Source organism: Nocardia pseudobrasiliensis NBRC 108224, assembly GCF_001613105.1.
GTDB lineage: Bacteria > Actinomycetota > Actinomycetes > Mycobacteriales > Mycobacteriaceae > Nocardia > Nocardia pseudobrasiliensis.
The window spans coordinates 14,424-37,050 of the sequence record NZ_BDBS01000060.1 but is presented as its reverse complement, the minus strand read 5'-3'; the positions used below and the strand labels follow the sequence as shown (position 1 = coordinate 37,050).

Here is a 22,627-nt window from a genome sequence, read left to right as displayed (position 1 = left end):
TGTGGTCGGTGGGAGTAGCGGGAGGACGGGCATGGCGGAGACCAATTCGGCCCTGACGGGGTATCAGACGTACCGGCATGCGGCGCTGACGCCCACCCGCGCGGTGCGGGTGCCCTTGATCGCGGTACTGCTGCTGGTCGGCATCGCCCTGCTCTACGCCGCCGATCAAGCCGCCCGCGACGGAGTCAACCACGCCTGGTTCGTGGCCGTATCGATTTCGGGATTGGCCGTGGCGCGCGGACTGCATCTGCGGCGCCCGATCACGCTGCCGCACTTCACCGGCGCTGTCATCATGCTCGGCATCTCGAATATCGCCTATCGCGGCGATCATCACGCGATCGGTTTCTTCTGCCTGGCCTCCACCGGTTTCGTGCTGATGCTGCCGCAGGGTTCGCGGGCGCAGCCCGATCAGCGGTTCCGGATCGCGGCACTGGTCGATCGCACGGTCGACGATCCGATCGCGCCGTTCGCGCTGCACTCGTCGAAAACCTATTTCTTCAACGCGAATTCGACCGCGGCCATCGGTTATCGCACGCGGTTCGGCATCGCGGTGGTCGCGGGCGATCCGATCGGGGATCGGACCGAATTCGCCACGCTGATCCGGGAATTCTCCGAATTCGCGGTCAATCACGGCTGGCGCATCGCGGTCCTGGGCGCGAGCCCGCAACTGAGCGAGCTGTGGCGCACCCACGCCTCGGAACACCACGGGCTGCACGCGATTCCGATCGGGCGCGATGTGGTGATCGATGTCGACGGCTTCGATATGGTGGGGCGCAAGTACCGCAATCTGCGCCAAGCCGTCAGCCGCACCCACAACTTCGGCGTGACCACCGAGATCCGCTACGAGCGCGAATTGGATCCGGCGTTGCGCGCCACACTGTTCGAGATCGTGGACGAATGGCATTCGGGTCGCCAGACCCGCGGATTCTCGATGATCCTCGACCATCTGCTCGACGGCCGGAACCCCGGCATGCTGGTGGTGATCGCCCGCGACGCCGATGATCGGGTCGTCGGATTCCAGCGCTACGGCTCCTCCAACCACGGCAGCGAGCTGAGTCTGGACGTCCCGTGGCGGCGCAAGGACGCGCCCAATGGACTGGACGAACGGATGATCGTGGATCTGGTCGCCTACAGCCGCGACCGGGGGGTGACGCGAATCTCGTTGGCCTTCGCGGCGTTCCCCGAGCTGTACAGCGACAAGGAACGCTCTCGCGCCAAGCAGAGCCTGTACATGCTGGCCCGGCTGCTGGACCCGATGATCCGACTGGAGTCGCTGTATCGCTTCCTGCGTAAGTTCAATTCCTTCACCGACCAGCGTTTCGTCCTGATCCGCTGGCGCGAGATCGTCTTCACCGCCGCGGCGCTGCTGACCCTCGAGTTCGTCCCGCATCGTCGACAGGACTGAATCCGAGGGCCGGCCGCGGCTGGGTCAGGCGGCGCTGCCGCTCGCGACCTGCATCGCCGTGGTGAAGATGTTCGCGACCACGTCCAAGAGCTCCATGTGGTGAACCGAGCCTTTCATTTCGGGGATTGGCGCCTGCATTGTGCACCCGTCGGGCGGTCGCCGCTGAATGTGGGACGAGGGCAAGTCAGTTCGCGGCGGGGCCGAACCAGGCGGCCAGGGCCGCGGGCAGCGTCGCGGTATCGATGTCGAGGGAGGTCGCGGCCCACGCGACATGGCCGTCGGGACGGATCAGCACGGCGGCGGGCAACTCGATTGCGCCGATGTCCGGCAGGGGCGTACGAGTCTGTTCGCAGCGCGCGGTGACGAGGTCGACGCGATCGGACCAACCCGACGCCGGCGCCGCGAGATCGCCGGAATGCCCCAGATCCAGGAGGACCGGGCGCGCGGCGTGCAGCAGCGTGAAGGTCCGGATCTCGCCGTCGGCGGTCTTCAGATCCAGATCCGGCATGCGGCGACCGAGCAGGGGGTGGGCGTCGCCGAGGGGGTAGTGGATGTCCAGGGCGGAGATCATGCCGCCCAGGTAGGTGTTGACGTTGCCGAAACCGACCAGGGTTTCGAAGGTTTCGCGCAGATCGGTGGTGTGGGCGCCGGGGCGGCCGAGGGCGGTCTGGGCGCGAGTGTTGCGCAGGACGCGCGCGGCGACGGGGTGGCGTTCGGCTTCGTAGGTGTCGAGCAGCGTGTGCGGCGCGCTGCCGGTAGCCACCGCGGCCAGCTTCCAGCCCAGATTGACCGCGTCCTGGATGCCGAGGTTCTGGCCCTGGCCGCCCGCGGGGAAGTGGATGTGCGCGGCATCGCCCGCGAGCAGGACGCGGCCCACCCGGTAGCGATCGGCCTGCCGCGCCGCGTCGTGGAAGCGGGAGACCCAGCGCGGGCTGTGGATGCCGAAATCCGTTCCGGCGATGCGGATCAGCGAGTGACGCAGATCCTCGATGTCGACGGGTGCGTGGCGATCGATCACGCGGTCGTATTCGTTGGTGATCACGCGGTACCACCCGGGTTCGAAGCCGAAGATCGAGAAACTGCCGTTCTTGCGCCGCTGCTGAAAGATCATTTCGGCAGGGGGAGAAGGTATTTCGACATCGGCGAGGATCGAGGTCAGCGTCGCGTCGGTGCCGGGGAATTCGATGCCCGCGAGCTTGCGCACGCTGCTGTGGCCGCCGTCGCAGCCGACCAGGTAATCGGCGGTGAGCGTTTCGGTTCCGGCCGGGCCGCGCACGGTGACCTCGACACCGTCGTCGTGCTGCGCGAGGCCGATCACCTCGCTCGACCATCGCACGCGCACCCCGAATTCCGCGGCGCGCTGCTCGAGCAGCCGCTCGACCCGGTACTGCATCAGCAACAGCGTGTGCGGGTAGCGGGTCGGGAGGCCGCTGAAATCCAGTCGGATACCGGAGAAGTGCCCGGCCTGGATCGGGCGACCCTCGGCCAGGAAGCGATCCAGGATGCCGCGCTGATCCAGCACCTCGATCGAACGCGGGTGCAGACCGGCGGCCCGGGACTCACCGCCGCGTTCGCCGAGCCGGTCCAGCAGTACGACATCCACTCCGGCCGTGCGCAATTCGCAGGCCAGCATCAGACCCGTCGGGCCCGCACCGGCGATCAGTACGGTCGCCATGGCGACCACCTCCTTAACAACGTTAAATAGAACGCTGTTAAGGATGTGCTGAACGATGTTAAACTGTCAAGTGTGCCGCCGAGGAAATCCACACCGCCCGTCAAGCTCACCGCCGAGCTGATCGCCCGTACCGCCCTGGACCTGCTCAACGAGGTCGGCCTCGACGGGCTGACCATGCGTGCGTTGGCTAGGCGGCTGAATGTGCAAGCGCCCGCACTGTATTGGCATGTGAAGAACAAGCAGGAACTGCTCGACGCGATGGCGACGATCATGTACGCCGATACGGTCGGGGGTATCGAGGCGCCGCGGCGTGGGGTCGAATGGGACGAGTGGGCGGCCGACTGGGCGAAGCGGTTGCGCCGCACCATGCTTCGCTATCGCGACGGCGCCCGGGTATTCGCCGGCACCGCCGTCACCGATCCGCTCGTCTTCCGCACCGTCGAGCTGGCGCTGGCCACCCTGCAGGACGGTGGCTTCGAATTGCGCACGGCCGCTCGGGCCTATCCGGTGCTACTGCACTACACCGTCGGCTTCACCATCGAGGAGCAGTCCCGCCTCGGGGTCGACTACGGCGATGAGAATCCCTACGGGGACGGAGTTCTGGAAGCCAGGATCGATCGGGAGCGCTTCCCGCTCACCGCGGCGGTGCTCGCCGACCTGTTCGATCCCGATACCGATCGCGGCTTCGAAGACGGACTGCGAGTGGTGCTCGAGGGAATACGCCGCGTGGGCCTCGGTGGTTAGCGAGCGGCCCGGAACGCCAGCAGGATCATCTCGGTGAGCTCGTCCAGATAGTCCGGATCGGTCGCGCTGCCGCCGACCATCTGCCGCCAGAACAGCGGCGCGATCGTGAAGTCCAGCGCCAGTGCGATATTCAGATCCGCGGGCAGTTCGCCGCGGTCGACGCCGCGCCGCAGCAGTTCGGCCACCCGTTCGCGGCGCTGTTCGGCCAGGCCGGATTGCAGCGCCTCGGCCAGTTCGGGAGTGCGCACGGCCTCGGCGAGCAGATCGGGAACGATTCTGGCCGCCAACGGATGTGACAGGCCCGCGGCGGTGTTCTCGAGGAACGCGCGCAGATCGCCGCGGACGGATCCGGTGTCGGGTGTTTCGGCAGCGGTGATCGCGGTTTCGGTGACCAGGGCCAGGATCAGTTGCTGTTTGGATGGCCAGCGCCGATACAGCGTCGGCTTACTGACCCCCGCGCGCCGCGCGACCGCCTCCATCGACAGCTTGCCGTAACCCACCTCGGCCAGTTCCGCGAAGGCGGCCGCGCGAATGGCCGCGGTGACCTGAGGCTGCATGACCGCGGCGCCGGCGGGGGTGCGTTTCATGGTGTCCATCCTAACAACGACGAAACGGTTGCGTTTCGTCGTAGGTCGATCTATCGTTCTATCCATACGGCGAAACGGTGCCGTATCGACGTAAAACATGAGGTCAAAGCCATGAAATTCCTCTTCGAGGACGAGTCCTACTCATTCGAGACGCTGCGCACCGCGGGCTTCGCCTGTTACCAGGGCGCCGAATTGGGCGAGGTGCTGGTCACCGCCGCGCGTATCACCGAGGGCGATGACGAATCCTGGCTGCGCGAGTGGAAGGCCACCGCGGATCGGGTGAACGCGATCGGCCGCGAGTGCCTGGTGGGCGGCCGGCGGGTCAGCGCGCGCGAGGCGCTGCTGCGGGCGTCGAACTACTACCGCACCGCCGAGTTCTACCGGCGCGAGCACCCGGCCGACGATCCGGTCGTGCACGAGCTGTCGCGGCTGTCGCGCGAAAGCTTCGCCACCGCGGCGCAATTGCTCGACACCCCGGTGCGCGCGGTATCGATTCCCTACGAGGGCACCACCCTGCCGGGTTATCTGTACCTGGTCGACGACTCCGGCGCGCCCCGCCCCACGGTCATCTTCAACAGCGGCTTCGATTCCACGCTGGAGGAGTCCTGGTTCGCGCTCGCGGCCGCGGCGGTGGCGCGCGGCTATCAGGTGCTGGCCTTCGACGGCCCCGGCCAGGGTGCGGCGATACGCGATCAGGGCCTGCCGTTCCGGCCCGACTGGGAGGCCGTCATCACCCCGGTGGTCGACTTCGCCGTCGCTCTGCCCGAGGTCGACGCCGATCGAATCTCGCTGTACGGCTACAGCCTCGGCGGCTATCTGACCGCGCGGGCCGCCGCCTTCGAACCGCGCATCGCGGCGCTGATCCTCAACGACGGACTGTTCAGCTACCACGATCCGGTGCGGCGAATGCTGCCGCCGTTCCTGACCGAATGGGTCGAGGCGGGGCGGGACGAGGAGGCGAATTCGGTACTGGCCTTGATGATCTCGTTCAGCGCGCAGCTGCGGTGGGCGATGAACAACGGCGTCTGGACCTTCGGTGCGGCGTCCCCGGCGGAGTTCATCCGCGCGACCGCGCCCTACACCCTCACCGGCGTTGTCGACCGGATCGCCTGCCCCACCTTGGTTTTCGACGCCGAGAACGACCAGTTCTTCGGCGGTGAGGCGCAGCGTCTGTACGACGCGCTGACCTGTCCGAAGGAGCGCGTCCTGGGCACCGACGCCGACGGCGCGGGCGAACACTGCCACATGGGCGCGATGCTGCTCACCCATCAGCGCCTGTTCGACTGGCTCGACCACACCTCGGCGTGAGGGAGTAGCGTCCGCGATATGGACTTCGCGGTACGGCGTTTCGATCACATCGTCATCAACTGTCGTGATGTGGCGGCCACGGCCGCCTGGTATGAACGGGTGCTCGGGATGCGGGCGGAGACCTTCGGGCCCGCCGCCCGCACCGCGCTGGTCTTCGGCGAGCAGAAGATCAACCTGCGCCCGCAGGGCGAGGATCCGGACTGGATCACCGGGGCCGTCGCGGCCGCCGGGGCGCAGGATCTGTGCTTCGTCACCGATGCCACGCCCGAGCGGGTGCGTGACCACCTGACCGGCTGCGGGGTGGAGATCGTCGCCGGGCCGGTGACCAAGATCGGCGCACTGGGCGAGATGACCTCGCACTACTGCCGCGATCTCGACGGCAATCTGATCGAAATCGCCGTGTACCCCTGAGCGGGGGGTTGACGCTCAACCCCGTGCGGCCGAAAGTACGAGGGTGTTGCCAGCCAACGATGTCTCCCGGAGCACGCTGCGTAAGGTCGGATTTCGGCTCGTGCCGTTTCTGGGGCTGCTGTATTTCGTCAACTATCTGGACCGGGTCAATATCGGTTTCGCCGGGCCGAGCGGGCTGAAATCGGATCTCGCGGTGAGCGAGACCGTATTCGGATTCGCCTCGGGCATCTTCTTTCTCGGATATCTGGTGCTGGAGGTGCCGAGCAATCTGGCGCTGCACCGTTTCGGGGCGCGGCGGTGGATCGCGCGAATCATGTTGAGCTGGGGCGTGATCGCCACCGCGATGGCCTTCGTGCCGAATGCGACCACGCTCGTCGTGCTGCGCTTCGTTCTCGGCGTGGCCGAGGCCGGATTCTTCCCCGGCATCCTGCTGTATCTGACCTATTGGTTCCCGCAGGCCCACCGGGCGCGCGTGGTGTCGCTGTTCATGCTGGCGATTCCGATCTCCACCGCGCTCGGATCCACACTGTCGAGCCTGATCATCCAGTACGGCGACGGGGTGTTCGGCCTGCGGGGTTGGCGGTTCATGTTCCTCGTGGAGGGGCTGCCCGCACTGCTGCTGGCCGTGGTCACCTGGTTCTTCCTCACCGATCGGCCCGAGCGGGCGAACTGGCTCGCGCCGGAGGAGAAGGCTTGGCTGGCAAGTGAACTCGAACGCGAGCGGGTCGAGGTGGAGGGTCGCGAGCGCTGGACGCTGCGCAAGGCGCTGACCCATCGGCGGGTGCTCGGACTGGCCGCGATCTACGGCGGCATCGTCTACGGCCTCTACGCGCTGGGCTTTTTCCTGCCGACCATCATCGCCGGCTTCCAGCAGCAGTACGGCACGCACTATTCGGTGGTCGAGCGCGGTCTGATCAACGCGGTGCCCTATGTGATCGGCGCGATTCCGATGGTGTGGTGGGGCCGCCACGGCGACCGCACCGGCGAACGGCGCTGGCATGTGGCCCTGCCCGCGGTGATCGGCGGTCTGGCCATTCCGATCGCGCTGTATCTGGGCAATCCGTTCGCCGCGATGACCGCGGTGACGGTGTGCGCGGTCGGCATCATGGCGGCGCTGGGCAGTTTCTGGGCGCTGCCGGGAACCTTCCTGACCGGGGCGGCCGCGGCGGGCGGTATCGCGCTGATCAACTCGCTCGGCAATATCAGCGGTTTCGCCGCGCCCTACATCACCGGTTGGCTACGCGATCTGACCGGTACGCAGAAGGCCGGGCTGTGGCTGGTCGGCGTCGCCATGGTCGCCGCGGGACTCGGTGCGCTGATCCTGCGCCCGAGATCGGTCGCGGCCGCCGATGTCCGAGAATGAATCATTGCTTCGACGTATCCGATGAACGACGCCGCACGGGCGCCGGGCGAGAGGAGCGACCATGAAGTACATGATTCTGAGCTACGGCTCGCAGCGCGACTATGACGGGATGGCCGGTGCGGGCGAGTCGCCGTGGACACCCGCGGACTTCGCGAAGTTGGCGGAGTTCATGACGGCCTTCAATGCCGAACTCGAGGAATCGGGTGAACTGGTGGAGACCCGCGCGCTGGCCGCACCCGTGCATACCCGCAGGGTCGGCAATCGCGACGGGCAGGCGCTGGTGACCGACGGGCCCTATGCCGAGACCGAGGAGGTTCTCGCCGGGTACTGGATCATCGAGTGCGCGAGCTTCGACCGGGCGGTCGAGATCGCGAGCCGTCTGCAGGGCTGCCCCGCCCCGGACGCCGTCGTCGCCAACGCCTATGCCGATATTCGCCCGATCATGGAGTCCGCGGACGAGATGTGATGGCGCACAGCGATTTCGAGGACCTGCTGCGCCGATCGACGCCGCAGGTCCTCGGCGCGCTGGTACGGCGCTACGGACATTTCGACACCGCCGAGGACGCGGTGCAGGAGGCGCTGCTGGCCGCTGCCACGCAGTGGCCGCGGGCCGGCATACCGGACAATCCGCTGAGCTGGCTGATCACCGTCGCCGGGCGGAGGCTCACCGATCTGCTGCGCAACGAGCAGGCCCGGCGACATCGTGAGGACGCGGTCGCGCGGTCGGAGCCCCCGCACGATCGGGTGGCCGCACCGGCCGATCTGGCCCGCGAGGACGGCGACGACACGCTCATCCTGCTGTTTCTGTGCTGTCATCCCGCGCTGTCGCCGCCCGCGCAGATCGCTCTGACCCTGCGCGCGGTCGGCGGCTTGTCCACCGCCGAGATCGCACGGGCGTTCCTGGTGTCCGAGGCGACCATGACCCGGCGCATCAGCCGGGCCAAGCGCGCCGTGCGCGACAGCGGCGTCCCGTTCGCCGTGCCCGCGCCGGGCGAGCGCGCCGACCGGCTGGCCGCGGTGCGGCATACGCTGTATCTGATCTTCACCGAGGGCTATGCCGCGACCTCGGGCGCACAACTGCACCGCGGCGAATTATCGGTCGAGGCAATCCGTCTCACCCGCCTGCTGCACCGGCTGCTGCCCGAGGACAGCGAGACCGCGGGCCTGCTGGCGCTCATGCTGCTCACCGATGCGCGCCGCCCCGCCCGCACCGGCCCGCACGGCGAACTCGTGTCCATGGCGGATCAGGATCGAAGCCTGTGGCGCACAACCGATATCGCCGAGGGCATCGCCCTGATCACCGCGGCCCTGCCGCGCGGGGCCGTCGGCCCGTACCAATTACAGGCCGCCATCGCGGCGCTGCACGACGAGGCCGTCGACTACGCGGCCACCGATTGGCCGCAGATCGCGGCCCTCTACGAGCGGCTGCTCGAATTCGGCGACAATCCGGTGGTCGCGTTGAATCATGCGGTGGCGATCGCGATGTCGCGCGGGCCCGAGGCGGGGTTGCGGCTGGTCGACGCGGTGGCCGATCGCCTCGCGGGCGACCATCGCGTCGAGGCAGTGCGGGCGCATCTGCTGGAACTTTCGGGAGATCGTCGCGGTGCGCGCGACCGCTATCGCCGCGCCGCGGCCCAGGCGAAGAACCTTCCTCAGCAGCGGTATCTGAACGCGCGCGCCGACCGGCTCACCTGAGTTCGCCTCGACGCCAACCGGGGTTCACCGAAGCTGCCCAGGATAGGATCCATGATCGGAGTGGTCGGCATCGAGGTGATCGGCGGCGGATTGGCGCTGCTGTCAGCCTTGTTGTTCGCGGTGGCGGCGGCGCTGCAGCAGGGTAGTGCGCGGCGGGCGGCCCTGGCCGATCCGAAGGCGGGGCGATCACTCGCGGTGATCGGGATCGCGCGCACGCTGGTGACGAATCGGCGCTGGCTGATGGGACAGGGCGCGAGCGCCACCGGATTCGTACTGCACGCGGCCGCGCTGCGGTACACGGCGCTGCCGATGGTGCAGGCGCTGCTGGTAGTGCAGTTGCTGTTCGCGCTGCCGCTGTCGGCGGGGCGGCGGCAGGTGCGGTTGCTGCGCCGGGACTGGGCGGGGACCGCGGCGGTGTGCGGCGGGCTGGTGGTGCTGATCATCCACGGCGTGCCGCACGGTTCGGTGCGCACCGAGCGGTTACCCCTTGCGGCCGTGGTGATTCCGATGGCGGTGCTGGTCTTGCTGGCGCTGGCGCAGCGGGCCCGTTCGGGACAGTTGCGTTCGGCGCTGATCGCGATGGCCTCGGGATGCTGCGTGTCGACCACGGCCGTGCTGGTGTCGATCTCGGCCGGGGCGCTGCCGCAGCTGAGCTGGCTGCTGCTGGGCGTACCGATCTCGACCGGTATCGGCGCGGTGCTCACCCAGGAGGCGTTCGCGCGCGGCTCGCTGCCCACGGCGCTGACCACGATGACGATCACCGATCCGATCCTCAGCTACACCGCGGGCCTGACGCTGTTCACCCCGGCCACGATCTATCCGCTACCGCTGGCGCTGGCCGCCGGACTCGTCATCGGAGGCATTGCGCTGCTGGCGAATTCGCCGACCCTGCACGACGAGCGCGAGACCGCCCGGCCGGTTCCGGTCGGTTAGGCGCGTCCCCGGCGGCCGAGGGCGTCGGCGGTGCGCAGCGCGTCGAGGGTCATGGCCGCGTCGACGGTGAACGGTTCGTTGTGAATTGTTTCCCCCGGGGCCGTGGCGCGGGTCGCGACCGCGGACAGGGTGTCGGAATCGGCGTCGGCGAGACCCAGGGCGGCCAGGGTGGTGGGCAGGCCGACCTCGGCGCAGAAGTTCAGCACGGTGTCGATCTCATCGGCGGCCGCGCCCTCGAGCACCAATTGGGTGAGCACGCCGAAGGCGACCTTCTCCCCGTGTAGATACGAATGCGTCGCCGGGGCGGCGGTCAGTCCGTTGTGCACCGCGTGCGCGGCGGCCAGTCCCGAGGATTCGAAACCCAGACCCGACAGCAGGGTGTTGGCCTCGACGATGCGCTCCAGCGCCGGGGTGACGGCCTGTTCGCGCACCGCGGCCAATGCCTGCGGGCCATCGGAAAGCAGTGTGTCGTAACAGAGTTGGGCCAGGGCTGTCGCGCTGCGCGTGGAGGCCCCGCCGCGCATGTTGCGTACCCGCGCCGAGGTGCAGGTGCGGGCCTCGAACCAGGTGGCCAGCGCGTCGCCCATACCCGCGGCCAGCAGCCGGGCGGGGGCGCGCACGATGACCGAGGTGTCGACCAGCACCAGCGCGGGATTGCGCCGAACCAGTTGATAGGCCTCGAATTCGCCTGTGTCGGTATAGATCACCGACAGCGCGCTGCACGGCGCGTCGCTCGAGGCGGTGGTCGGACAGCTGATCATGGGCAGGCCGAGATCGTCGGCGACGGCGCGGGCCGAATCGAGCACCTTGCCGCCGCCCGCGCCCAGTAGCGCCCGGCTGCCGGTGTCCTGTGCGACCGCGGTGATCCGGGCCAGTTCGGCGCGGCTGCACTCGCCGCTCGAATCATGGACGGAGTAGGCGATTTTCGCGTCCGTCAGCGAACGCTCCCAGCTGTCGTTCAGCAGCCGCCGCGCGCTGCCGCCCGCCACGATCAGCACCGGTCCGTCGATCCCGAGCCGCGTCAGCTCCGATCCGAGCGCGGCGGTCGCGTCCCGCCCCTGCACGTAATGTCCCGGCGAGGAGAACACACTCAGCATCAGACCACGCTACCCGCTGAGCCAGGCCACCACGGCCAGTACGCGGCGGTGATCGTCGTCGGAGGGCGGCAGCGCGAGTTTGGCGAAGATCGAGGACACATGCTTCTCCACGCCGCCCGCGCTGATATCCAATCGCTTGCTGATCGCCCGGTTGGTGCGGCCCTGCGCCATGAGTTCGAGCACCTGCCGCTCGCGCGGGGTGAGCTCGTCGAGCGGACCACGCCGGCGGCGGGCGAACAGTCCGGACACGACCTCGGGGTCGAGTACGGTGCCGCCCTCGGACACCCGGTGCAGCGCGTCGGACAGCTCCTCCAGCTTGGAGATTCGATCCTTGAGCAGATAGCCGACGCCGCCGACGCCCGCCTCGGCGAGCAGATCGGAGGCGTAGGACTGCTCGACGTACTGCGACAGCACCAGTACCGCGGTTCCCGGCGCGCGCCGCCGCGCCTCGAGCGCCGCGCGCAGCCCCTCGGTGGTGAACGAGGGCGGCATGCGCACATCGGTGACGGCGATATCGGGTCGGTGTTCGACCACCGCGCGGACCAGTTCCTCGCCGTCGCCCACCGCCTCGACCACGGTCGCGCCCGCCTCGTCCAGTAATCGAACCAGGCCCTCACGAAGCAGCATCGAATCCTCGGCCAGCACCACACGCACGGACGGACATGCTACTGGGCCAGCGGAATCTCGGCGGTCAGCACCGTCGGACCGCCCGCCGGGCTGTGCACGTCGAGGCGGCCGTCGACCCCGGCCAGGCGATCGGCCAGCCCGGCCAGACCGTGGCCCTTGCCGAGATGGGCCCCGCCGATCCCGTCGTCGGCCACCCGCAGCCACAGCGTCGCGGCTTCGATGCTCACCGTCACCGCGCACGCGGTGGCGCGCGCGTGTTTGGCGACATTGGTCAGCGCCTCGCTCACCACGAAATAGGCCGCGTTCTCGACCGATTCGGCGAGTCGGTCGCCCTCGGGCAGCGCGCAGTCGAGGGTGGCGGGAATCGGGCAGCGGTCGGCGGCCGCGGCCAATGCGGCGGTGAGGCCGCGGTCGATGAGGATGGGCGGCGCGATACCGCGCGATACCGCGCGCAGTTCCCGCAGCGCCTCGTGGGTCTGGGTGAGCGCCTCGTCGACCAGGGTCCGGGCGGCCTCGGGATCATCGTTCATGCGGCGGCGCGCGGATTCGAGGTCCATGGTCAGCCGGACCAGTCGCTGCTGCGGCCCGTCGTGGATATCGCGTTCCACCCGGCGCAGATTCTGGGCCTCCGCCTGGGCGGCGGCGCTGCGGCTGGCGGTGAGTTGTTCGGTGCGGGCGCGCAATTCGGCCTTCTCGTCGGTCAGCAGCGCGCGGGCCAGGGCGATGTGTGGTCCGGTCAGCCCGCGCAGCACGACGGGCAACGTGGCCAGGAACACCAGGCCCAGCACCACATTCACCACGATCGTGGCCAGTACCGAATGCATGCCCAGCAGATCGGCGAGGCCGGTGTTGTCGGGGTAGCGGGGCAGCGACCAGGCGTAGAGCGGCGACAGCAGACCCGCGAGCGCGCCGACGACCCAGATCAGGGCGATACCCCAGGTGACTACGGCGACGGGCAGGACTACCAACCCGTGCGCCACCTCGCGCCAGTTCGCAGGACTTCTGAGCATCGCCCAGAGCCTGCGCGGAATACTGCCGGCGCTCGGTTCGTACCGGGCCGGGGGAAACGGCTTCCCCGTCAGCGCGGCGACCCGGTGGCGCTCGAGCCCGGCGAACCCGCGAGCGGCCCACAGCGTCCCCGCGAGCAGCGGCAGCCCGAGAAAAACCGAAAACGACCCGACCCCCACACACAACCCGCAGACCAGCACGAGAAAGCTGACGAGTGCGATGGGCAGGCCGCTGAGCAGATACACCAGCCGCCGCCGAACCTGGGCAATGTCGAACATGTCGTTCACGATTCCCGACGCCGGCCCGCCACTCCACCCGGCCCGCCCACGCCCCGGGGTGGGGCTGGCCCTACCTCCGATCGGATCGGTCGAGCGACGGCATCTTTGGGCTCAGGTCGGCCCGGTGGCGGTTCTCATTTCTGGAGTTCAGGCCGAGCGGGCGGTCGGTTCGAAATCGGCGTAGAGCGACAGTAAATCGGCGACCGTGGCCGACCACGGGAAACGTTCGGCGCTGCGGCGGGCCGCGCCGCGGCGGGCGCGTTCGGGAACCGCGAGCAGGGTGGCCACCGAGGCGGCCAGACCCGCCGGGGTGCCGTCGCATTCGAGGCCCGAGCCCGGCGCGCCGAGCAGTTCGCGGGCCGCGCCCGCACGGGGGACCACGACGGGCGTGCCGCAGGCCAGGGCCTCGAGAACGGCCAAGCCGAAGGTTTCGGCGGGGGAGGGGCAGACGGCGATATCGGCGGCGGCGACCATGCGGGCCACGGTGGTGCGGTCGGAGACATGGCCTGTGAAGGTCACCGGGAGACCGAAGGCCTGCTCGCGCAGCCGATCTCGCAGGGGGCCGTCGCCGATCACGGTCAGTTCGGCATCGATGCCGCCCTCGCGCAGCAGGCGCAGCGCCTCGATCGCGTGGCCGGGTCGCTTCTCGCGAGAGAGCCTGCTCACCAGGACCAGGCCCACCACGGCGCGATCGGCGGAAAGCGTTGCGGGCCGGTCGTTTCGGCTGTCAACGACCAGGCGTAGCGGTCCGACGTCGGTGAACGGGTCGAGCGGATGGAAGGTCTCGAGATCGACGCCCAGCGGAATCCGGTGCACATTGCGCGCGCCGATGCGGGTGAATTCGTCGCGGGCGAAGCCGGAGGTGACGATGATGTGCCGGGCGCGGGCCGACAGTCGACGATTGGCCAGATCCGCGGCGGTGACCAGCGGGAAGCCGGGCGGCACCCGGGGGCGCAGGATGGCGTCGATGCGCTCGTGGGAGAACAGCACCAGCGGCACCCCGGCGCGGCGGGCCCACGGCGCGAGCCAGCGCACGCTGAGTTTGTCGCTGCATTCCAGGACGTCCGGGCGCAGCCGTTCCAGCAGCGGCCGGGCGCGGCGTGCGGTGAGCACGTGGTAGCCCGCGCCGCCGAAACGTGGGCCGCGCAGCGTGATTCGGCGTCCGGCGTCGGTGAGTTCATCGGCGTCGACGAGTCCGGGCACCACCAGCACGCGGTCGTGTCCGGCGGCAAGATAGCCGCGGCCGGTCTCGTCGACACAGGTGCGCAGCCCACCCGAGGCCGGGGTGTAGAAGTTGGCGAGCTGCACGATGCGCATCAGCCGATCACCTCGCGCGGCGCGACGACTCGTGTACCCGCGCAGCCGATCACCTCCGCGTAGGTCATCGGGCGGGCCCCGGCGGTGAGTGCGGCATCGATCGCGCGCAGGGCGGCGGCGCGCAGTCCGGGGCGGTGTAGATCGTCGGGGTGCAGGGCGATGCGCACGAATCCGCCGCGCAGGGCGGTGCGCTGGGCCAGGGTGCGCATCAGCCAGGCCGCGGTCTGTTCACCGCGGCCGCCCGGGCGCTGGGACAGGGCGAAGCCGCGGTGGCGGCGGCCGGACCGCAGATCGCGGACGCCGAAATGGTCGGTGGTGTGGGAGAACCCGGCCCGGCGCAGCAGCCGCAGCGCGGCGGGCGAGGCCAGCCAGCCCGGCGGGGTGAATCCGGTTGTCGCCAGGCCCATTTCGTCCATGACCGCGATCGCGGGCCGCAGCCGGGCATCGGCGGCCGTCTCGTCGAGGGCGGCGAATTCGGCCGCGCCGCGGGCCACCAGCCGGGCGATGGCCCGGCGTAAGAACGAACCGTCCTCCGGCGCGCGATGATCCCAGCCGTGCAACATGATCTCGTCGCCGTGGGCTCTGCGCTCGCGCAGGAACATGCCGTAATCGGGCGCTTCGGACAGCCGGAAGCCACGCCACGGACCCGGTATCACCAGTAGCGACACCGGAATTCCGAACGCGTCGGCATCGGCGCACCAGCGCGCGGTCTCGGCCTCACTGGCCGGAGCGACATCATGGATACTCACCACCAGACGTGCGGACACGGGCGCACGCTAGCAGCGCCCGGTTGCCATCAGCTGAACAATCGGGGCGTAGCCGGGCAAATCGTGATCTTGTCTCAGTTGTCGCCGAGATGTTTCTCCAACCATTCGACCAGATCGGTCAGCACGACATCGCGTTCGGGCTCGTTGAAGATCTCGTGATACAGGCCCTCGTAGCGACGCACGGTGAGGTCCTTCGCGGCGGCGTCGCGCTCGATGAGATCGGTGCTCGCCGGGGATGCCAGCTGATCGCCGGTGCCGTGCATGACCAGGGTGGGCACGGTGAGCCGATTCAGGTTCCGCGTCACCGCCTCGGCGTTCCGCAGCATTTCGTTCGCGGTGCGGGCGGGCAGTGCGCCGCGGAAGACCAGCGGATCGGTGTCGTAGGCGCGCACCACCTCCGGATCGCGACTGATCGTGGCCGAATCCAGCCGCAGTACACCGAGATTGGGCGTCCACCGACTCAGTATCGGAGCCGCCAGCCGCTGCACCGCGTTCCCCGCCTCGATCACCAGTGGCGGCGCGGACACCGCGATACCCGCGACATCCAATGCCGCCCGGGTGGCCAGCCGCAGCGTGATCAAACTGCCCATACTGTGGGCAACGATGAATCGCGGCACTCCCGGATGCTTCGCCGAAGCCGATTCGAGCAGCGTCATCACATTGTCCGCGGCCCCGTCGATGGACTCGATATTCGACTTACCCCCGGCCGAACGCCCGTGCCCGATGTGATCGGGCGCGTACACCGCGAACCCCGCATCGGCCAACCACCGCCCGACGTATTCGTACCGCCCCGAATGCTCGGCAACCCCATGCACCAGCGCGACCACCCCGCGCACCGCACCGTCGGGCAACCAGGCCCGCCAGAAAATCCGCCCAGCCCGGCCCTCGAACCCACCCGTCTCGGTTCCACTCATCCCGCCATTGTGACCTGACCGCCACAGGATGTCGCCGTTACCGCGATTCGCGGGCTGTCCGGCGCTGCCAGATGCGGCGGGAGGCGGACAGGGGGTCGTGGCCGAGCGCCGGTGGGGTTTTCCAGATGCGGTGGACGCGTTCAACATTGTCGAATCGTCGCCAGCCCGGGTCGCCATGTCGTGCGAACGCGATGAACGCCCCGCTCCGAAGCCCTACACGATGCCCGCGCACTATCGGCCCTGATCGAGGGCCTACTACTCCAACTCGCCCGCAACCAGATCACCCCCACCGAAGCCGCCGCCCTGACCGCCCGCTCCGTGACATCCGTCTTCACCCGCTGAGCCCCGCGACAACACCACCGATCCACCCCACGAATCCCACACTGCCCTCGGCGGTTCGGTGATGCCTTTCCCTCGGCGTTTCCGTGACGCATTCCCCCTGCGATTTCGCGTGCCCTGCCTCGTGGTTTCGCCGTGCCTGGTCCCTCACGACGACGCAGTCCCTCGTTCCCCCACCGCGAGCGCTAGCGAGCGGTGGGGGGTTCGGTGAGGTGGTCGAGTAAGCGGCGGTTGAATTCGATCAGGCGGGCGTAGTTTTCTCGGGAGAGGCGTTCGTCTGTGCCGTGGATGCGTAGCAGGTCTTCGGGGGCCAGGAGGATGGGGGCGAAGTTGCAGCGGGTGGTGGCCAGGCCCTCGTAGTGGCGGGAGTCGGTGGCGCCGGGGACTATTCCGGTGGTGACGATGGCCTCGGGGACGAGGGTGCGGGTGATGTCGGCTATGAGGGTGAAGGTGGGGCCGGTGGGGCTGATGGGGGAGGGTTCGGAGGAGATGCCGTGGAGGGTGACCGATACCTGGTTGTCGCGGATCACCCGGCGGCAGTGGGCCAGGACGTCGGAGACCGAATCGCCCTGCAGGATGCGGAAATTCACCAGGGCCTCGGCGTGCTGAGGCAGGACGTTGGCCTTCACGCCGCCCCGGATGACCGTGGGTGCGGTGGTGGTGCGCACCAGGGCCTCGGTCTGCGGTCGCAGGGCCAGGATTCGGGTCACGGCAGCGCCGCCGCGCGGTAGTACGCCGAGCGCTCGGCGCAGCGGCAGCGGAAACGCGGGCCGCAATCGCTCGAGCATATCGATGATCACCGGCGTCAACCGCAGCGGCAGCGGATGGTCCTGCACCCGCGCGACGGCCCGGGCGATGCGCCCGACCGCGGTCCGCCGCCCAGGCATGGACGAATGTCCACCGGTATCGGTCACCGCCAGACGCACCGTGGCCCAACCCTTTTCGCCCACCATGATCGAGGCGACCGGCCGGGTCGCCGGAGGCATCCCGGACAGGATCACCCCACCCTCGTCCAACAGCAACTCCGCCCGCACCCCATCGGCCCGCAGCCGCGCCGCCATCCGGCCCGCGCCGCCGACCCCGAAGACCTCCTCGTCGTGCCCGAACGCCAGATACACCGTGCGCCGCGGCCGCCGCCCGGCCGCCAGCGCCTGCTCGACCGCCTCGAGAATCGCCAGCGCCCGGCTCTTGTCGTCGATCGCCCCACGCCCCCAGACGAATTCGTCGTCGACCACCCCGGCGAAGGGCGGATGGGTCCAGCGCGTCTCGTCGTCGACGGGCACAACATCCAGATGCGCCAGCAGAATCGCCGCGGTCCCGGGCTCGGTCCCCGCCCAGCGGTACAACCGGCTGTGCCCGAACCGCGCCAACTCCAGCCGCGAATGCGCCAGCGGATAAAACCGTTCCAGCAGCGCCGCCAGTCGATCGAATTCGGCGTCGGCGGGTTCGCCGCCCTCGGTGGACACGGTCGCGCAGCGCAGCGCGGCCGCCAGCCGCTCGGCGGTCTCGTCGTCTACGCCCGGCGCGCGGGCGGTCATCGGCCGCGGTCGGGCAGGGGGATGGTCACCGTTGCATTGTTCAGCACATCCGCGGCCACCGTGACGGACTTCTCCGCCCGCCACTTCGGGATGCTGTCGGTCACCGCGCCCGCCACATCGGAGATGCGCTCACCGGTCAGCAGCGGCAACTCCACCCGCGCGTCGGTCACCTCGACCCGCGCGTCGGCCGGGGTGTGCGACCACACGTCGTCGACGACATCGGTGATCCGGAACCCGATCCGATGCCCCGCACTCACCAGCCAGTCCTGTCCGAGCAGCCGCACCTCGGCGCTGTCGCGCACGGGTGCGATGCCGCGGGTGATCACCGTCGCGCGCCCGTCGGGGGCGATATCGTAGAGCTCCACCGCTACCGTCGCCTCGGCCGGACCGCGCAACGACAGTGCGGCCGTGGGGATTCCGGACAGCTGCTGATCCCGGTCCAGCGACTGGGACACCGACCAGAACTCCCGATCCGGCCCGGGCGGCAGCCCGCGATCGGTGTAGGAGCCGGGCCGCAGCGTCACCGCCACCCGCCGCGAATCGGCGGGCGGCCAGCTCTGTTCCCCGCGCCACTGGCCGTCGAAGCGCCCCACGGTGATCCGCGGTCCCGGTACCGCCACATCCTTGCCCGCCACATGCCGATCGAAGAAGGCGAGCAACTCGCTATCGAATTGCGGTGTCCCGCAATCGATATGACAGGTGCGATGCCCCCACTGCCCGTACCACGCCTTGTGCTCACCCGGCCCGAGGTTGTTCCACACATCGAAGACCCGATAGGCACGGGTGTTGTAATCCACGAACCCCTGACCCAGAAACAGCGGAATCGTATTGCCCCGCAACCGGTCCACCAGATCGCGATCGCGCCAGAATTCGCTCGCTCCATTGTGATCGGCGATATTCGACACATACGGCTGCGCGCATTCGAGCGGATTGCGGTTGGCGTTGATCTGATATTCGGCCGGATCCGCGGGATGCGCGGGCGTGGCCGAGATCAGCAGATGTTCGAATCCGGCCAGATCGGCGGGCCGAACCCCGCTCTCGGTCACCGGCTTTCCGGAGAACTTCCAGGCCACGCCCTGCATGTACAGATATGAATAGGGATCGACGACCGGCTCGAAGGAAGCCACCGCGGCCAACCCCCGCGGTTTGGTCGCCAGGCCCATCAGCCCGGTCCACGCCTCGTAGGAGGTGCCGAACATCCCCACCCGGCCGGTCGACCACGGTTGTCCCGCCGCCCATTCCACCGCGGTGGCCACATCCCCGCGTTCACCGGGACCACCGAAATCCGGGCAGCCGTTGGATCCGCCGAAGCCGCGCAGATCGACGATCACATAGGTGTAGCCCGCCTGCAGGAACATCTCGGTCTGCAAATTCTCCGTCGAGGGCCCGCCCTGCAATCGCGGCTGACTCAGATAGGCCAGATGCGCCCGATACGGACTGACCGTCAGCACCACCGGCGTCCGCACATCATCGGCCATACCCGCCGGACGCAGAATGTCGGCGTGCAGGCGCACCCCGTCGGGGGCGGTGATGAATTCCTGTCGCCACTGATAGGGCACGGTCGGCGCGGCCACGGCCGTCGCCGTGCAGCTCACCAACAACAGCAGCCCGAGCAGGCCGCGCGAGATCAACGTCCGGAGCACCATAGGACTATCGAGTTTGCCTGGACATCGGTCCAGCCCCTGGAACCGGGGGTGTAACGGCGCAGCGCGCGGAATCTGTCGGTGCCCTCGGCCATACTTCGGTGTGTGAATCCGGTAACCATGGCCGTGGTCGACGGTGCGACGATCACCAAGCGCAATCTGATCAAGATCAAACGCGTACCCGATCTACTCGTATTCACCACCCTGTCGCCCATCATGTTCGTGCTGCTGTTCGCCTACGTGCTGGGCAGCATGATCGACATGCCCGGCCGCGGCTACCGCGAATATCTCATCGCCGGAATCTTCGCGCAGACGGTGATCTTCGGCAGCACCTGGACCGGCCTCGGTATGGCCGAGGACATCAAGAACGGCATCATCGACCGCTTCCGCTCACTGCCGATGTCGCCGAGCGCGGTGCTGCTGGGCCGCACGGTCAGCGACGTGTTCATCAATGTCATCAGCCTGGTCGTGATGGCGCTGACCGGGCTGCTGGTCGGCTGGCGGATCCGCACCTCTCTGCTGGAGGCGATCGCGGGCTTCGCGATCCTGCTGCTGTTCGCCTATGCCGTCTCGTGGTTGATGGCCCTGGTGGGCTTGGCGATCCGCACGCCCGAGGTCTACAACAACGCGGTATTCATCATCATCTTCCCGGCGACCTTCGTGGCCAACACCTTCGTCGACCCCAACCGCCTGCCCACGGTGCTGCGGGTGGTCGCCGAATGGAATCCGATCTCGGCGGTGGTCGAGGCGTCCCGACAGCTGTTCGGCAACACCAGCTCCGCCCTGCCCAACGCCTCGACGGCCTGGCCGATGCACCATCCGATTCTGGCCTCGCTGCTGTGGACGGCCCTACTGCTGGTGATCTTCGTACCGCTGGCGATCGCGCAGTACAAGAAGGCCGTCAGCCGATAGCGGCGTCGCGGTGCACCCATCCGGTAAGAATTCGTCAAGACGGCCCCGGGAGCTTGCCCGGGATATCGCGGAACGGTCTGATGGATACATGGTCGATCCGCGCGCGAGTAGTCGTGCCCCGCAGGTGGACTCGGTGATCACCGAGCGCCGCGGGTGGTCGGCCCGCGTGGAGTCCGTGCCGACGAGTCTGCAGCGGTTCGGATTCGGCGGCGAGGACGAGCCGCCGTCGTGCGGCCCCCGCGCCTGACGGTCGAATCCGACTTTCATCGCCGCCGACGGCGGCTTCTCTTTCGAAATACCCACGCTCGCGTGCCTTTTGCTGTCCGCCGGACACCTTCCTGAGGAATGACCCATGCTTGATGCAATTTCCCGTACCGCGCTGATCACCGGAGCCACCAGCGGACTCGGCTTCGCGCTCGCCCGGCGCCTGGTCGACGACGGGCGCACCGTGATCGTGCACGCCCCCGATCAGAGCAGCGGCGACCGCGCCCTGGAGGAACTGGTCAAAGACGGGGCCGAGCCGCTGCGCCTGCGGCTGGTGGTCGCCGATTTCACCGAGATGGCCGAAGTGGCCACGCTGGCAGCGGATCTGGCGCGGACCGTGCCCGCGCTGGATCTGCTGGTCAACAATGCGGCCATCGCCGGGCCGGAGCGCCGCACCCGCACCTCGGCGGGACACGAGGTGACCCTGCAGGTCAACTACCTCGCGCCCTATGTGCTGACCCGGGCTCTCACCCCGGCGCTCACCGCCGCCCGCGGCCGGGTGCTCAACATCTCCTCCGAACTGCATCGCGGCGGCAGCATCGCCTGGCACGATCTGGACCGCAAGCAGGGCTACTATCTGCCGCTGCCGGTTTACGCGCAGTCCAAACTGGCGCTGACCATGTTCACCCGCACGCTCGCCGAGACCCACGGCGACGCGTTCACCGCCCTGGGCGTCGATCCCGGGAATATGAGAACCGCGATGCTGAAGCGCTACGGCCAGGTCGGTCGCCCGGCCGCCGAGGTCGCGGCCGAGATCGCGGCGCTGTGCGACTCCGGCCGCCCCGTCGTCAACGGTGGCTACCATCTGCGCGCCGAGCCCGCGAAACCGGCTGCGCTCGTGGACAACCATGGCGTTCGGGCCCGTCTGGCCCGGCTCACCGCGCGCCTCACCGAAATCGAGTGAGCGAACGGTATTCGACTACCGGAATCGGAAAAGCCGTACCGGACACAATATTTCGGCGGCGTCAGTGGATAGGCGGCGTATGATCGGCCCATCGGTGGAAGGGCGCCGGGGGACAAATGAGCGAAGCGGTGGCAGCGGACTGGGACGGGTTCGCGCGAGCGCTGGCCCGCTGTGTATCCGAACTGCCCTCACGCGCGACACTGATCATCGCCGCGCCGGGCAATCGCTACGTCCAATTCCTGCAGTACGACATCCGACTGACGGTCGAACTGGCGGGCAATCACTATCTGGCCGAACCGATTTCCGACGCCGCCGACCGGCGATTACGCGAGCTCGGCTGGAGCGCTCCGGTGCCGGCCCATGAGGTGGAGAACTGGCGGCGCATGCTGTTCTGGCCCATCTCGTGGGCCGGACTGCTGCAGCTGGCCGGTGCGGTGGCCTTCGGCCTGCACGATGCCTTCGGGATCGAATCCCCGGCGGATCTGCGGGCGATGGGCTGGACCGAAGCGTCCGGGGATCTGGACCTTTCGGTGCTGGGGCCCATCGCGCGCCGCCGCGTCATCTGAATCCGTGACCGGATCGTCACCGAGACGAGTCGTACATATGAAGTTCACCTTCTGTTTTCATCGAATTTTGACGGAATTCGTGATTGTTCGGTGCAAGACTGGTAGTCCGCGACTCCGCGCCATACGAGAGGGGAGAGTGAGTCTCAGCAATGAACCGTCCGCACTTCCGAACCGGTGATCACCGTCCTTGGCTGCCCGCCCTTCGGGACTACGCGCGCCGCTCGTGGGCACGGCGCACCCTGACCAGCGAGGAACGTCGCAATATGGCGGCCGGGCAGCGCCGGGCCGCGGTGTACAGCGCGTCGCTGGGCTGCCATCCGCACATCTGAGCG

The 22,627-nt window shown here is 68.6% G+C and carries 23 protein-coding genes; 13 read left to right on the top strand and 10 right to left on the bottom strand.

Features of this window, described 5'->3' with window-relative positions; translation table 11 throughout:
• Nucleotides 1-31 precede the first annotated feature (31 nt).
• Entirely contained in the window at nucleotides 32-1,405 is a 1,374-nt protein-coding gene (locus NP4_RS35375) for a bifunctional lysylphosphatidylglycerol flippase/synthetase MprF (RefSeq protein ID WP_082876509.1), read from the top strand.
• A gap of 184 nt (nucleotides 1,406-1,589) precedes the next feature.
• On the opposite strand, the gene NP4_RS35370 is transcribed toward NP4_RS35375, so the two are convergent.
• Nucleotides 1,590-3,080: an FAD-dependent monooxygenase gene (locus NP4_RS35370; protein ID WP_068007338.1), complete on the bottom strand. Its 1,491-nt coding sequence runs from the start codon at nucleotides 3,078-3,080 to the stop codon at nucleotides 1,590-1,592.
• 72 nt (nucleotides 3,081-3,152) lie between these two features.
• Between NP4_RS35370 and NP4_RS35365 the strand changes: the two genes are divergently transcribed.
• Complete coding sequence (locus NP4_RS35365; RefSeq protein ID WP_068007335.1) at nucleotides 3,153-3,824, top strand: TetR/AcrR family transcriptional regulator C-terminal domain-containing protein; 672 nt, start codon at nucleotides 3,153-3,155, stop codon at nucleotides 3,822-3,824.
• Here the strand turns inward: NP4_RS35365 and NP4_RS35360 are convergent.
• Entirely contained in the window at nucleotides 3,821-4,411 is a 591-nt protein-coding gene (locus NP4_RS35360; RefSeq protein ID WP_068007457.1) for a TetR/AcrR family transcriptional regulator, read from the bottom strand. The two genes, NP4_RS35365 and NP4_RS35360, sit on opposite strands and share 4 nt — an antisense overlap.
• A gap of 111 nt (nucleotides 4,412-4,522) precedes the next feature.
• On the opposite strand from NP4_RS35360, the gene NP4_RS35355 reads away from it, so the two are divergent.
• The 6 genes from NP4_RS35355 (at nucleotide 4,523) to NP4_RS35330 (ending at nucleotide 10,121) form a co-directional block, all read left to right on the top strand.
• Nucleotides 4,523-5,719: an alpha/beta hydrolase family protein gene (locus tag NP4_RS35355; protein WP_068007332.1), complete on the top strand. Its 1,197-nt coding sequence runs from the start codon at nucleotides 4,523-4,525 to the stop codon at nucleotides 5,717-5,719.
• Between the two features lie 18 nt (nucleotides 5,720-5,737).
• Entirely contained in the window at nucleotides 5,738-6,130 is a 393-nt protein-coding gene (locus NP4_RS35350) for a VOC family protein (protein ID WP_068007327.1), read from the top strand.
• A gap of 46 nt (nucleotides 6,131-6,176) precedes the next feature.
• On the top strand, nucleotides 6,177-7,493 hold the full coding sequence (locus NP4_RS35345) for an MFS transporter (protein ID WP_373863891.1): 1,317 nt from the start codon (nucleotides 6,177-6,179) through the stop codon (nucleotides 7,491-7,493).
• A gap of 61 nt (nucleotides 7,494-7,554) precedes the next feature.
• Nucleotides 7,555-7,959, top strand: coding sequence for a YciI family protein (locus NP4_RS35340; protein ID WP_068007321.1), 405 nt, complete (start codon nucleotides 7,555-7,557; stop codon nucleotides 7,957-7,959).
• A complete protein-coding gene (locus NP4_RS35335; RefSeq protein ID WP_068007318.1) occupies nucleotides 7,959-9,188 on the top strand; it encodes an RNA polymerase sigma factor in 1,230 nt (409 codons plus the stop codon). Before NP4_RS35340 ends, NP4_RS35335 begins: the two co-directional genes overlap by 1 nt.
• A 51-nt stretch (nucleotides 9,189-9,239) precedes the next feature.
• Complete coding sequence (locus tag NP4_RS35330) at nucleotides 9,240-10,121, top strand: DMT family transporter (RefSeq protein WP_068007316.1); 882 nt, start codon at nucleotides 9,240-9,242, stop codon at nucleotides 10,119-10,121.
• Here the strand turns inward: NP4_RS35330 and NP4_RS35325 are convergent.
• From NP4_RS35325 to NP4_RS35290, 8 genes are all read right to left on the bottom strand, one after another.
• Nucleotides 10,118-11,218 carry a glycerol dehydrogenase gene (locus NP4_RS35325; RefSeq protein WP_068007314.1) on the bottom strand — a complete coding sequence of 367 codons (1,101 nt, stop codon included), beginning with the start codon at nucleotides 11,216-11,218 and terminating at the stop codon, nucleotides 10,118-10,120. The two genes, NP4_RS35330 and NP4_RS35325, sit on opposite strands and share 4 nt — an antisense overlap.
• Before the next feature lie 9 nt (nucleotides 11,219-11,227).
• Complete coding sequence (locus NP4_RS35320) at nucleotides 11,228-11,872, bottom strand: response regulator transcription factor (RefSeq protein ID WP_068007312.1); 645 nt, start codon at nucleotides 11,870-11,872, stop codon at nucleotides 11,228-11,230.
• A gap of 11 nt (nucleotides 11,873-11,883) precedes the next feature.
• A complete protein-coding gene (locus NP4_RS35315; RefSeq protein ID WP_068007308.1) occupies nucleotides 11,884-13,131 on the bottom strand; it encodes a sensor histidine kinase in 1,248 nt (415 codons plus the stop codon).
• A gap of 147 nt (nucleotides 13,132-13,278) precedes the next feature.
• The gene (locus tag NP4_RS35310; protein ID WP_068007304.1) at nucleotides 13,279-14,448 is read right to left on the bottom strand and encodes a glycosyltransferase; all 1,170 of its coding nucleotides are present in this window, start codon (nucleotides 14,446-14,448) and stop codon (nucleotides 13,279-13,281) included.
• The gene (locus NP4_RS35305) at nucleotides 14,448-15,215 is read right to left on the bottom strand and encodes a DUF2334 domain-containing protein (RefSeq protein ID WP_068007301.1); all 768 of its coding nucleotides are present in this window, start codon (nucleotides 15,213-15,215) and stop codon (nucleotides 14,448-14,450) included. Before NP4_RS35305 ends, NP4_RS35310 begins: the two co-directional genes overlap by 1 nt.
• A 74-nt stretch (nucleotides 15,216-15,289) precedes the next feature.
• Nucleotides 15,290-16,129, bottom strand: a complete 840-nt coding sequence (locus tag NP4_RS35300) for an alpha/beta hydrolase (RefSeq protein ID WP_068007297.1) — start codon at nucleotides 16,127-16,129, stop codon at nucleotides 15,290-15,292.
• Between the two features lie 524 nt (nucleotides 16,130-16,653).
• Nucleotides 16,654-18,006: a M20/M25/M40 family metallo-hydrolase gene (locus NP4_RS35295; RefSeq protein ID WP_068007293.1), complete on the bottom strand. Its 1,353-nt coding sequence runs from the start codon at nucleotides 18,004-18,006 to the stop codon at nucleotides 16,654-16,656.
• A complete protein-coding gene (locus NP4_RS35290) occupies nucleotides 18,003-19,652 on the bottom strand; it encodes a CocE/NonD family hydrolase (protein ID WP_068007289.1) in 1,650 nt (549 codons plus the stop codon). The genes NP4_RS35295 and NP4_RS35290 overlap by 4 nt, the downstream gene beginning before the upstream one ends.
• A gap of 117 nt (nucleotides 19,653-19,769) precedes the next feature.
• Here NP4_RS35290 and NP4_RS35285 point away from each other — a divergent pair, with 117 nt between their 5' ends.
• From NP4_RS35285 to NP4_RS35270, 5 genes are all read left to right on the top strand, one after another.
• Entirely contained in the window at nucleotides 19,770-20,561 is a 792-nt protein-coding gene (locus NP4_RS35285; RefSeq protein WP_082876508.1) for an ABC transporter permease, read from the top strand.
• 88 nt (nucleotides 20,562-20,649) lie between these two features.
• On the top strand, nucleotides 20,650-20,808 hold the full coding sequence (locus NP4_RS41380) for a hypothetical protein (protein ID WP_156524967.1): 159 nt from the start codon (nucleotides 20,650-20,652) through the stop codon (nucleotides 20,806-20,808).
• Between the two features lie 105 nt (nucleotides 20,809-20,913).
• Nucleotides 20,914-21,729: an SDR family NAD(P)-dependent oxidoreductase gene (locus tag NP4_RS35280; protein ID WP_068007281.1), complete on the top strand. Its 816-nt coding sequence runs from the start codon at nucleotides 20,914-20,916 to the stop codon at nucleotides 21,727-21,729.
• A gap of 116 nt (nucleotides 21,730-21,845) precedes the next feature.
• A complete protein-coding gene (locus NP4_RS35275) occupies nucleotides 21,846-22,295 on the top strand; it encodes a TY-Chap domain-containing protein (protein WP_068007278.1) in 450 nt (149 codons plus the stop codon).
• A gap of 149 nt (nucleotides 22,296-22,444) precedes the next feature.
• Nucleotides 22,445-22,624 carry a hypothetical protein gene (locus NP4_RS35270; protein WP_062512049.1) on the top strand — a complete coding sequence of 60 codons (180 nt, stop codon included), beginning with the start codon at nucleotides 22,445-22,447 and terminating at the stop codon, nucleotides 22,622-22,624.
• Nucleotides 22,625-22,627: the final 3 nt, after the last annotated feature.

Coding starts and splice junctions, on each gene's coding strand:
- NP4_RS35360 (WP_068007457.1), bottom strand. CDS start 4,411: ATGAAACGCACCCCCGCCGGCGCCGCGGTCATGCAGCCTCAGGTCACC.
- NP4_RS35355 (WP_068007332.1), top strand. CDS start 4,523: ATGAAATTCCTCTTCGAGGACGAGTCCTACTCATTCGAGACGCTGCGC.
- NP4_RS35280 (WP_068007281.1), top strand. CDS start 20,914: ATGCTTGATGCAATTTCCCGTACCGCGCTGATCACCGGAGCCACCAGC.
- NP4_RS35325 (WP_068007314.1), bottom strand. CDS start 11,218: ATGCTGAGTGTGTTCTCCTCGCCGGGACATTACGTGCAGGGGCGGGAC.
- NP4_RS35315 (WP_068007308.1), bottom strand. CDS start 13,131: ATGTTCGACATTGCCCAGGTTCGGCGGCGGCTGGTGTATCTGCTCAGC.
- NP4_RS35335 (WP_068007318.1), top strand. CDS start 7,959: ATGGCGCACAGCGATTTCGAGGACCTGCTGCGCCGATCGACGCCGCAG.
- NP4_RS35295 (WP_068007293.1), bottom strand. CDS start 18,006: ATGACCGCCCGCGCGCCGGGCGTAGACGACGAGACCGCCGAGCGGCTG.
- NP4_RS35310 (WP_068007304.1), bottom strand. CDS start 14,448: ATGCGCATCGTGCAGCTCGCCAACTTCTACACCCCGGCCTCGGGTGGG.
- NP4_RS41380 (WP_156524967.1), top strand. CDS start 20,650: ATGGTCGATCCGCGCGCGAGTAGTCGTGCCCCGCAGGTGGACTCGGTG.
- NP4_RS35290 (WP_068007289.1), bottom strand. CDS start 19,652: ATGGTGCTCCGGACGTTGATCTCGCGCGGCCTGCTCGGGCTGCTGTTG.
- NP4_RS35370 (WP_068007338.1), bottom strand. CDS start 3,080: ATGGCGACCGTACTGATCGCCGGTGCGGGCCCGACGGGTCTGATGCTG.
- NP4_RS35340 (WP_068007321.1), top strand. CDS start 7,555: ATGAAGTACATGATTCTGAGCTACGGCTCGCAGCGCGACTATGACGGG.
- NP4_RS35330 (WP_068007316.1), top strand. CDS start 9,240: ATGATCGGAGTGGTCGGCATCGAGGTGATCGGCGGCGGATTGGCGCTG.
- NP4_RS35350 (WP_068007327.1), top strand. CDS start 5,738: ATGGACTTCGCGGTACGGCGTTTCGATCACATCGTCATCAACTGTCGT.
- NP4_RS35275 (WP_068007278.1), top strand. CDS start 21,846: ATGAGCGAAGCGGTGGCAGCGGACTGGGACGGGTTCGCGCGAGCGCTG.
- NP4_RS35270 (WP_062512049.1), top strand. CDS start 22,445: ATGAACCGTCCGCACTTCCGAACCGGTGATCACCGTCCTTGGCTGCCC.
- NP4_RS35375 (WP_082876509.1), top strand. CDS start 32: ATGGCGGAGACCAATTCGGCCCTGACGGGGTATCAGACGTACCGGCAT.
- NP4_RS35300 (WP_068007297.1), bottom strand. CDS start 16,129: ATGAGTGGAACCGAGACGGGTGGGTTCGAGGGCCGGGCTGGGCGGATT.
- NP4_RS35285 (WP_082876508.1), top strand. CDS start 19,770: ATGGCCGTGGTCGACGGTGCGACGATCACCAAGCGCAATCTGATCAAG.